The sequence below is a fragment of the Bradyrhizobium sp. LMTR 3 genome (assembly GCF_001693485.1).
Classification (GTDB): domain Bacteria; phylum Pseudomonadota; class Alphaproteobacteria; order Rhizobiales; family Xanthobacteraceae; genus Bradyrhizobium.
Map to the genome: position 1 here is coordinate 588642 of NZ_MAXC01000023.1, position 9317 is coordinate 597958.

The following is a 9317-nucleotide window of genomic DNA, read 5'->3' on the forward strand; positions in this document are numbered from 1 at the left end:
AACGCTAGATTGGCCGCATCCCCTTCAGGCTCGAATGCCCGTTCTTGCCGACGATGATGTGGTCGCGCACGGAAATGCCGAGCGGGGTCGCGATCTGGATGATCGCTTTGGTCATCTGGATGTCGGCCTGCGACGGCGTTGGATCGCCGGAAGGGTGGTTGTGCACCATTTACCCGGAGACGCAGGCCGCGCCGATGGCTCAGAACGATCCCGCCACCGAGCCGAGCGCGATGACGGCAACGAGGGCGATGAGTGCGCCGACGATGCCGACCATGACGATGTCGCGATAGCTGTCCCGGTGCGTCGATCCGCAGACGGCGAGCAGCGTGACGACCGCGCCGTTATGCGGCAGGCTGTCGAGCGTACCCGAACTGATCACCGCCACGCGATGCAGCAGCGCGGGATCGAGTCCGATCTCCGCTGCGCGCGTCATATATGTCGCCCCGAGTGCGTCGAGCGCAATGGTCAGCCCGCCTGATGCCGACCCCGTGAGCGCGGCGAGCACGTTGGTCGCCACCGCGAGCGAGACCAGCGGTCCGCCGCCGATGCCGAGCACGGTGTCGCGCACGACATCGAAGGCGGGCATTGCCGCCACCACGGCGCCGAAGCCGACCAGGCTCGCAACGCTCAGAGCCGGCAGTACGGCGGCGTTGGCGCCGGCGTCCATGGTTGCACGCAGGGCCGGCAATCGCCGATGGCTGACGGCGAGAACCGTCACGATTGCGCAGGCGAGGGCTGTGATCACAGCCCATACGCCGCCGACGGCTGCGAGCGACGTTTCGCCCCAGCGAGCTTCGGCGAGAAAGCGGGTGTCCAGCGCTGGCAGGATGAGCAGCGACATCGCGAGATTGACGATAATCACCACAACGAGCGGCAGCGCGGCGAGTGCAACTGACGGCGGCGCGTCGGTCATCGCTCCGTGCACGATCTCCGCCGGATCGAACTCCCGCGCGGTAGTGGCACGTTCGCGCAGCTTTTCGTCGGTGGCAAGACGGGCGGAAGGCATCGGCGCGCCGGCGCCGAAGCCTTCGCCGCTTTTTCTTGAGTTGGCCTCTTCGCGGTTGAGCCACCACAGGCCGAAGCCGAGCATGATCAACGACGCCAGGATGCCGAGGCCGGGCGCGGCGAATGGCGTGGTGCCGAAGAACGGCATCGGGATCGCGTTCTGGATCGATGGCGTGCCGGGCAGCGCCGACATGGTGAAGGTGGAGGTGCCGAGCACGATCGCCGCCGGCATCAGCCGCCGCGGGATGCCGGCGTTGCGAAACAGCTCGTGCGCCATCGGTGCGAGCACGAAGAAGGCGACAAACAGACTGACGCCGCCATATGTGACGAGCGCTCCGGCGAGCACCACCGCGAGCACAGCCCGCCGCGTGCCCAGCCGCCGCGTCATGAAGGTCGCGATCGCGGCGACCGAGCCGCTGTCTTCCATCAGTTTGCCGAACAGGGCACCGAGCAGAAACAGCGGAAAGAACTGGGCCAGAAAGCCTGCCGCGCTGACCATGAAGGTCTGGGTCCAGTGGGCCAGCAGCGGCTCGCGGGAAAACAGTGCGGCAACCAGCGCGGCGAGCGGCGCGAGCAGCAGCACGCTCCAGCCCCGATAGGCGAACAAGATCAGCAGGCCGAGCCCGACCAGGATGCCGAGAAGTCCCAACAGGGTCATCGCCGTCAGCACTCCGCAAGCAGAGCATCGAGATCGGCGGTGGAGCGCCGGCCGAGGTCGCCAGCATGCGCCTTGAGGAATGCGTCGGCGCTCCTGCGTCCCTCTTCCTTGAGGAGCGAAACGAACTCCCATTCAGCGTTGAGTTTAGATGATGCGCCGAATTCCGTGAGTGCGTCGGTCATGATCCGGTGCGTGCGCATTCCGGCCCAGCGCTCGCCCTCGCCGTGTCCGGGGTCCGCCACCTGGCGCAGCAACGCGATCATGCGCAACTCCTTCATCAGCGGCGAGTTGAAGGAGATTTCGTTGAGGCGGTTGAGAATTTCGTTCGCCGTACGCGGCGGTTTCGGTCGTTCGCGCGGATTGATCTGCACCAGGATGGTGTCATGAGCGTCGCTCTCGCGCACCAGCGGCGTGAGGGTCGGATTGCCGGCATAGCCGCCATCCCAATAGGGTTCACCGTCGATCTCGATCGCCTGGAACATGGTCGGTAGACAAGCGGAGGCAAGCAGGACGTCGGCCGTGATCTCCGCATTGCGGAAGATGCGGCCGCGGCCGGTGCGCACATTGGTCGCGGTGACGAACAGCCTGATTGATGCCCGGGCCAGTCGTTCGAAATCGATGCTTTCGGCGAGGATGGCACGCAGCGGGTTGAGGCCGAGCGGATTGAGATCATAAGGCGAAAGCACGCGGGCCATCAGGTCCATGGCGACATAGGCGGGTGACGTGTCGAGCGTCCATCGGCCCATCAGTCGGTCGAGCGGCGAGCGCTGCAGCAGGCTGAACGCGGCAGCGCGCGACACGCTTCGCCAAAAGGCCGCGAGCGCCGCCCGCGCGCCATCGGCACCGCCTTGCGTCCACCCGTCGGCCACCAGGGCTGCATTCATTGCGCCCGCCGACGTGCCGGAGATTGCCTCGATCCGCAGCCACGGCTCCTCGATCAGACGGTCGAGCACGCCCCAGGTGAAGGCGCCGTGGGAGCCTCCGCCCTGCAAAGCAAGGTCCACCAGAACGGGTTCGCGCGCTGTTTCGTCCATCGTCACCCTCGGAAGATGAAACGACCCTCAATTCAGGACGCTCGATTCAGGACGTTCGGATACTTCCTCTCGACCCTTCGTAAGATCGGCGCAGTAGTGCGAACAGACTGCCGCCCGTCGCCGCGCCCAGCAGGTAGGCGACGGCGGCCAGCACAGCGAGCGGCACGCGGGCATTCAGGCCGAGGAAGGACATGGTGACGACCTCGAAGTTCTGCAGCGCGAAGATGGTGGTCGCCGCGACGAACAGAACGATGACGGCGAGGTGGATCCAGCGCATGGGCGCCTCCCTTTCGTCGATCAAGAGACTGCGCCACGCGCAGCCCGCCAACCACACCTCAGCGAGCGCGGCGCAGGCCGAAGCCGAGCCCGATCCAACCAGCGCCGGCCATGATGAGATCGATGGCGAGGAACAGGCCCAGGATATAGAGACTCGAAACCGGCCAGCGCACCAGGATCAGCACGCCGAGCAGAAGCGTGATCACGCCGGATAGCGCGACCCAGATCCAGGGCATTTCTCGTTTCATGCTGAAAGCCAGCACGATCCGCATGATGCCCGAGACCACCAGCGATGCGCCGAGAACGAGGGTCAGTAGCACTGCCGCGAGCAACGGATTCTGGAACGTGACGAAGCCGGCTATGATGTAGAGCACGCCAAGCAGCGCCCAGAGCAGAAATTTGCCCCAGCTCTTGATCTGGAAGGCGCTAAACACCTCTGCGACGCCGGCGATGATCATCATCACGCCGACCACGAGGACGCTCACGACGGTGGCCATTGCGACGCTGCCGAGCGCGATAAACCCGGCGAGCAGATAGACGACGCCGAGTGCGAGGATCCACCCCCACTTCGCGCGTAGCGGTGCCGTATCCGAACCGGCCTGAGGGCTCTTTACGGTGTCTGAAGTGCTGGTCATGACGGTCCTCCGATGCGAAAACCTATCCGACGTTAGTTTGTCGGCCCCTCGACGCTAGAGCGCGCGGCAAGGGACGCTCGACGGGTAGATACTAGCGCAACTGCGCGTTGCTATCACCTGATTTCGGTATCATCGGTCGCAATTTCGCCGTGCGGGGTCCTGCCGCGGCACGATGCTGGTCGCCTCGGTGGTGATAGATGATTATTGAGCGGCAGCAATACGCTAGATCAGTTTCAGCCCTTTCAGGCTCGTGTGACCGTTCTTGCCGACGATGATGTGGTCGTGCACGGAAATGCCGAGCGGGGTGGCGATCTGGATGATCGCCTTGGTCATGTGGATGTCGGCCTGCGACGGCGTCGGATCGCCGGAGGGGTGGTTGTGCATCAACCTACGCGCTGACTCGGGTCGTTGAATCATGGAGTTTTGCAGCCGTCGCAGGTTCGCTGGGGGCTGCAATTGGTGGCGGTTCAGAGTGCTTATTCGTGATTATTCCCGATCGGTCACGCAGCACCTTGTTGGACAATTTTTCAGCACGGCAGATCACGGGTCGATGTCCGCTTTGCCCATTAGCGACCAAATGACGGGCACGGCTTTCTTGTTAAACCGAAGCCCGCTCGACTATGATGCTGAGTGTAGCCGCTTGCCGGAGCTGGCCGCGCAAAGTGCAACTCATTTGGGAATGCCGCCATGCGGGGCGCGCGACACGATTCTGAGCGGTACACCGGCGGTGTAATTCTCTCGTCCGCGGGCAGGCACTGGCGCGGATTGTCGGCCGAACTGCGATCCCACGGTGTCGGCGAAATTCCGTCGTATGTCGCGTCCTTCACACAGATCGCCGTTCTGATCCGGGGAGCATCGGTCGTATTGCGGCGTTCCGGCGGCATTCGGCAACGCACCGTCGGCATCCAGGGTACGATCGGGTTGTGCCCTATGGGGGTGCATGAGGACTCAACTTACGTCATGCACGACATCGACGAGATGTTGCATATCTACCTCACGCCGGTTCCGTTTGCTGCACTTGCCAAGCACACATCCGGGGATTTCAGCGCAGCGTCGGTGAGAAACGACGCAGGCTTTCACGATCCGCTTATCGAGACCATCGCCGGGGAGATACTCGGTGAATTACAGCTCGAAACGTCCTGTGGGGATATTTTGATCGAGACGCTGGCTGACGCCCTCGCGGTTCGGCTCCTTAACAACTATTCGAGTCTGAACCTCAATCCCTTTCCTGTTACGCGCGGATCGCGGGGGCTCGACCCTCGGCGCTTGCAACGCGTTGTCGAGTACATTCGAGCCAATCTCGCGAAAGAAATCACCGTCGAGGAGCTTGCCGCGGCCGCTTCGCTGAGCCGGTTTCATTTCTCCCGCATGTTCAAGGCATCGACTGGACAATCTCCGAGCCGCTTCATCGGGCAACAGAGGCTGCATCTCGCCAAATCCCTTCTGGTTGCAGGAAAGTCGATCGCCGACGTGGCCCACATTTGCAGGTTTTCCTCGGAATCGAACTTTGTCCGGTCGTTCCGGCGGGCGACGGGCCGCACACCGGGCCAGTATCGCAGCCTGGTACGCGACCGGTCTGTACCAGTCTCTTCGTCTTCATAATTCGGCTCGCCGTTGCTGTCCCTCGCCGATCGAGCGGGAGGACGATTCCGCACGTCGCTTTGGTTCAGCACGCGGAGAATAACGTTCAGCACTTGGAGAACATGCGCGGCGAGAAGAGCCGGCTTATGATTTGCCGGGTGAAGTCTCCTGACAGGGATGAAAATGCGCTCATGCAGGTCGATGGCAAATTCGATCGTTTTGGTCGGGTTTTTGGCGGTGCTCATCGTGCCGGCTCGTTCTGCTGAGCTCGCTGCGAAGACTGCGATCTTGGTGCATGGCGCGTTTGCTGACGGTTCCTCGTGGCAAAAAGTAATCCCCATTCTTGTAAAGGCGGGGCTGAAGGTTATTGCCGTTCAGAATCCACTAGATTCGCTTGAAAACGACGTCGCCTTCACCAAACGCGCGATCAAGGAAGCTGAGGGGCCGGTGGTCTTGGTCGGACATTCATGGGCCGGTGTTGTCATTACGGAGGCCGGAAACGACGGCAAGGTCAGATCGCTCGTCTACGTGGCAGCCTATGCACCTGATACCGGGGAATCTTTACGAGACGTCGTTTCAAAATATCCCGCATCAGAAGCGCGAAAGAGTTTTCTGCAAGACGATGAAGGTTACCTAAGGCTCAGTGATGAGGGCGTCGCGAAATATTTCGCGCCGGACCTGCCGTCGAGCGACCAGAGGCTGATCGGCGCGGTTCAGGGGCGGTATCATGTGCGAACATTTACCTCGCCCGTCAGTCGTGCGGCTTGGCGCGAGAGGCCGACCTTCTCCGTCGTTTCGACGAAGGATTTGATCATTGCCCCGCAGTTGCAGCGGGATCAGGTCAAGGCCGCCAAAGCCAGGGCGATTGAGGTTGCCGGCAGCCATGTCGTAATGTTGTCGCACCCTCAACAGGTCGCAGATCACATCATTCGCGCTGCGAAGTAGCTCTGTCCTCTGCCCGCAACGCTACTCAAATCGAGACCGAGGGCGGTGGGACGCTACTGACTGATTCCGCGCCGCTGCTGGTGCGCAAACGCCACGATCCCACAATCAAGGAGAAAACGATGACCCAACACGTTCTGTTCATCGTGACGAACGCAGCCGTGATCGGCCCGCATAATCGCAAGACGGGCTTCTTTCTCGCCGAGGTCGCTCATCCCTTCGACGTGCTCGACAAGGCGGGAATCGCGGTAGAGTTCGCCTCACCCGCGGGCGGATGGACGCCGTACGACGCGTACGACGAGAATGACCCTGCCCAGAAGGCGTTTCTCGCGAGTAAGGCCTTTCGTCGACTCAATCGAAGCCGCAAATTGTCCGAAGTGGACGCCGCGGACTATGACGCCATCCTGGTGCCCGGCGGCCTCGGGCCCATGGTCGACATCCAGCGCAATGCGGATGTCCAGAAGGCGATCGTGCGCGCCTGGACCACGGGCAAACTCGTGACCGCTGTTTGTCACGGTCCGTGCGCGTTGCTTGGCGTGGACCTTGGTAATGGCACGCCGTTCGTGCGAGGCAAGAAACTCACGTCGTTCTCAAAGAAGGAAGAGTACGACTACGCGCGCGAGGACGTGCCCTACGAACTTGAGGACGCGTTAATGGCGGAGGGTGCCGAGTACGCCTCTGCGCCCAACTGGCAACCTCACGTCATCGTCGATGGCCGCCTCATCACCGGCCAGAATCCTGCCTCGGCGGGAGCGCTGGCGAAAGAGTTGGTTGCCGCCTTGAAAAAGTTGGCGTGATTAAACAGACCCGGGCACGTCGTCGAGATGTGGCAGACAGGCGATCGGGCTGTGGGCGAAGCGGAGCGCCTGTAGCGGCCCTACCGCGAAAAGCCGACATTACTAGATCAATTTCATCCCCTTCAAGCTCGCGTACCCGTTCTTGCCGACGATGATGTGGTCGTGAACGGAGATGCCGAGCGGCTTTGCGATCTCGACGATCGCTTTGGTCATGTGGATGACGGCCTGCGACGGCGTCGGATCGCCGGACGGGTTGTTATGCACCAGTCAACTCTGTTATCGATCGCGCTGATCTCATTTGATTTTTGAGTTCTCCTACTATGACAGGGGGCGGCAGCGGGGCGCGGCAACAAGTGCCTGTTCGTGATCATCCTGTAGCGTCAGGCTCTATCCGATTGTGCCGCGGGGCTTGTGACCCTGCGGCAAGCCTACGAAGAACGCGCGCGCCGTGGCCCGCAGGCGTGCTGCCTGCTGTTTACAGGGATCGCAGCTTGGGATCGAGTTCGTCGCGTAGCGCATCGCCGAACAGGCTGAAACCGAACACCGCGAGACTGATGGCGATGCCCGGGAAGATGGCTATCCAGGGGGCGCTCTCGGCGTATTCCTCGGCGCCGCCCTGAAGCATCAGGCCCCATGCCGGCGTCGGCTCCTGCACTCCGAGACCGAGATAGGAAAGCGATGCTTCGAGCAAGATTGCCTGACCCACGAAGGCGGTGATCATGATGAGAAACGGCGCCATTACATTCGGAACCATGTGCCGCAGAATGATGCGGGTGTGGCTGAAGCCGTTGGCGCGCGCGGCGTCGATGTAGGGGAGTTCGCGAATCGCCAGCGCACTCGAACGAACGACGCGGGCACAGCGCGGAATGAACGGTATGGTGATCGCGATGATCACGTTCTGCGCCCCTGTCCCGAAGATTGCGATCACGGCGAGCGCCATGATGATCAGCGGGAACGCCATGAATATATCGATGATGCGCTGGAGGATCAGGTCGATCTTGCCGCCGAAATAGGCGCTCGCTACCCCGAGCACCAGGCCGAAGGTGGCGCCGACGAACGACGACGCAAATCCGACCAGCAGGGCAGTGCGCGCCCCGTAGACGATGCGCGAGAACACGTCGCGTCCGTATTGATCCGTGCCGAGCCAGTTCTCGAGACTCGGTGGCTCGTGCATGCGATCGAATGCGTTGGCGACCGGGTTGTAGGGGGCGATGAAATCGGCAAACATCGCAACCAGCACCATGACGATGATGACTGCGCCGCCGGCGGCGCCCAGTGGATTGCGGCGTGCGAACCGACCAATCGCCGAAAGCCTGCTCGGTGCCTTCCGCTCATCCGTCAGTTCGACCTTCGTCCCAAGCTCGGTCGCGATAGTCATACAAGGCCTCTGATTCCAGCCATCATTTGTACCGAATCCGCGGGTCGAGCCACGCGTAGATGATGTCCACCACAAAGTTGGTGACGACGAATATCGCCGCCACCAACATGACCAGCGCCTGGGTCATCGTGTAGTCGTGATTGGTCACGGAAGCGACAAACAGCTTGCCGAGACCGTTGAGATTGAACACCTGCTCGGTGACTACCAGGCCGCCCATCAGGAACGCGAATTCAATGCCGATGATCGTCACCACCGGCAGCAGCGCGTTTCCGAGCGCATGGCGCCGGATGATAAGCTTCTGGACGAGCCCCTTGGCACGCGCCGTGCGGACGTAATCCTCGCGCAGCACTTCGAGCAGCGCCGAACGCGTCATACGTGTCGCGACGGCGGAATAGCGGTAGCCAGTCGCCAGGGCCGGGAAGATGGTCATGCTCAGGTTGTGCAAGGGGTCGACCCAGAGCGGCACATATTTGATCGGCGGCATCCAGGGACTTCCGAACACCGACTTGCTGGTGATCAGCAGGCCGAGGATGATCAGGACGCCGAGCCAGAAGGAAGGCATCGCGATTCCGGCGATACTGAAGGCGCGCACCACGTAGTCGATCCAGGTGTTCTGTTTGACGGCGGAGATCGTGCCGAGCGGAATGGCCAGCATGATGGCGGTAAGCGTGGCCATGATCGCGATCTGCAGCGAAAGTTCGAAGCGCAGCGCGATCTCTTCCACGATCGGGCGTCCGGTCCACATCGACTTGCCGAAATCGAATCGGACGAAGCCCCAGATGAAATCCAGGAACTGCACTACATAGGAGCGATCAAGGCCCAGCTCGGCGTGGCAGAGATCGATCGCCTTGGGATCGACGTATCCGGCCCCACCCGCCATGCGCAGCACGCAGACGTCGCCCGGCACCAGCCGCAACAGGACGAACACGAGCAGCGCGGCGCCGAGCAGCGTCGGGATCATCAACAGGAGTCGCTTGAGAATGTACTGGTACATGATCGCTGCTGCAGCAC

General features: G+C 62.0%; 10 protein-coding genes and 2 pseudogenes. 3 read left to right on the forward strand and 9 right to left on the reverse strand.

The features are described 5' to 3' along the window. Nucleotides 1–4: 4 nt before the first annotated feature. The 6 genes and pseudogenes from LMTR3_RS36590 to LMTR3_RS36595 all read right to left on the reverse strand — a co-directional run. Nucleotides 5–169, reverse strand: a pseudogene (locus LMTR3_RS36590) (JAB domain-containing protein); the annotation flags it as partial. Nucleotides 170–199: 30 nt separating this feature from the next. Then, on the reverse strand, nucleotides 200–1654 hold the full coding sequence (locus tag LMTR3_RS19885; RefSeq protein WP_065746795.1) for a GntP family permease: 1455 nt from the start codon (nucleotides 1652–1654) through the stop codon (nucleotides 200–202). A gap of 14 nt (nucleotides 1655–1668) precedes the next feature. Next, nucleotides 1669–2697 carry a patatin-like phospholipase family protein gene (locus LMTR3_RS19890; protein ID WP_065746693.1) on the reverse strand — a complete coding sequence of 343 codons (1029 nt, stop codon included), beginning with the start codon at nucleotides 2695–2697 and terminating at the stop codon, nucleotides 1669–1671. A 46-nt stretch (nucleotides 2698–2743) separates the two neighbouring features. After that, nucleotides 2744–2974: a LapA family protein gene (locus tag LMTR3_RS19895; RefSeq protein ID WP_065746796.1), complete on the reverse strand. Its 231-nt coding sequence runs from the start codon at nucleotides 2972–2974 to the stop codon at nucleotides 2744–2746. 58 nt (nucleotides 2975–3032) lie between these two features. Next, the gene (locus LMTR3_RS19900) at nucleotides 3033–3608 is read right to left on the reverse strand and encodes an HdeD family acid-resistance protein (protein WP_065746694.1); all 576 of its coding nucleotides are present in this window, start codon (nucleotides 3606–3608) and stop codon (nucleotides 3033–3035) included. 222 nt (nucleotides 3609–3830) lie between these two features. Beyond that, nucleotides 3831–4046 carry a JAB domain-containing protein gene (locus tag LMTR3_RS36595; protein ID WP_502686652.1) on the reverse strand — a complete coding sequence of 72 codons (216 nt, stop codon included), beginning with the start codon at nucleotides 4044–4046 and terminating at the stop codon, nucleotides 3831–3833. Nucleotides 4047–4373: 327 nt separating this feature from the next. Between LMTR3_RS36595 and LMTR3_RS19905 the strand changes: the two genes are divergently transcribed. From LMTR3_RS19905 to LMTR3_RS19915, 3 genes are all read left to right on the forward strand, one after another. Continuing rightward, nucleotides 4374–5210: an AraC family transcriptional regulator gene (locus tag LMTR3_RS19905; RefSeq protein ID WP_176721937.1), complete on the forward strand. Its 837-nt coding sequence runs from the start codon at nucleotides 4374–4376 to the stop codon at nucleotides 5208–5210. A gap of 180 nt (nucleotides 5211–5390) precedes the next feature. Next, nucleotides 5391–6134, forward strand: a complete 744-nt coding sequence (locus LMTR3_RS19910) for an alpha/beta fold hydrolase (RefSeq protein ID WP_084029701.1) — start codon at nucleotides 5391–5393, stop codon at nucleotides 6132–6134. 119 nt (nucleotides 6135–6253) lie between these two features. Beyond that, on the forward strand, nucleotides 6254–6928 hold the full coding sequence (locus LMTR3_RS19915) for a type 1 glutamine amidotransferase domain-containing protein (RefSeq protein ID WP_065746697.1): 675 nt from the start codon (nucleotides 6254–6256) through the stop codon (nucleotides 6926–6928). 102 nt (nucleotides 6929–7030) lie between these two features. Here the strand turns inward: LMTR3_RS19915 and LMTR3_RS36600 are convergent. The 3 genes and pseudogenes from LMTR3_RS36600 to LMTR3_RS19925 form a co-directional block, all read right to left on the reverse strand. Further along, a pseudogene (locus LMTR3_RS36600) lies at nucleotides 7031–7195 on the reverse strand (JAB domain-containing protein); the annotation flags it as partial. 208 nt (nucleotides 7196–7403) lie between these two features. Next, complete coding sequence (locus LMTR3_RS19920) at nucleotides 7404–8306, reverse strand: ABC transporter permease (RefSeq protein WP_065746698.1); 903 nt, start codon at nucleotides 8304–8306, stop codon at nucleotides 7404–7406. Between the two features lie 22 nt (nucleotides 8307–8328). Further along, complete coding sequence (locus LMTR3_RS19925; RefSeq protein WP_065746699.1) at nucleotides 8329–9300, reverse strand: ABC transporter permease; 972 nt, start codon at nucleotides 9298–9300, stop codon at nucleotides 8329–8331. Nucleotides 9301–9317 lie beyond the last annotated feature (17 nt).

What these genes read in the sequence shown, in the direction of transcription:
- LMTR3_RS19890 (WP_065746693.1), bottom strand. Translation starts at nt 2,697, where the DNA reads ATGGACGAAACAGCGCGCGAACCCGTTCTGGTGGACCTTGCTTTGCAG.
- LMTR3_RS19915 (WP_065746697.1), top strand. Translation starts at nt 6,254, where the DNA reads ATGACCCAACACGTTCTGTTCATCGTGACGAACGCAGCCGTGATCGGC.
- LMTR3_RS19910 (WP_084029701.1), top strand. Translation starts at nt 5,391, where the DNA reads ATGGCAAATTCGATCGTTTTGGTCGGGTTTTTGGCGGTGCTCATCGTG.
- LMTR3_RS19925 (WP_065746699.1), bottom strand. Translation starts at nt 9,300, where the DNA reads ATGTACCAGTACATTCTCAAGCGACTCCTGTTGATGATCCCGACGCTG.
- LMTR3_RS19920 (WP_065746698.1), bottom strand. Translation starts at nt 8,306, where the DNA reads ATGACTATCGCGACCGAGCTTGGGACGAAGGTCGAACTGACGGATGAG.
- LMTR3_RS19900 (WP_065746694.1), bottom strand. Translation starts at nt 3,608, where the DNA reads ATGACCAGCACTTCAGACACCGTAAAGAGCCCTCAGGCCGGTTCGGAT.
- LMTR3_RS19895 (WP_065746796.1), bottom strand. Translation starts at nt 2,974, where the DNA reads ATGCGCTGGATCCACCTCGCCGTCATCGTTCTGTTCGTCGCGGCGACC.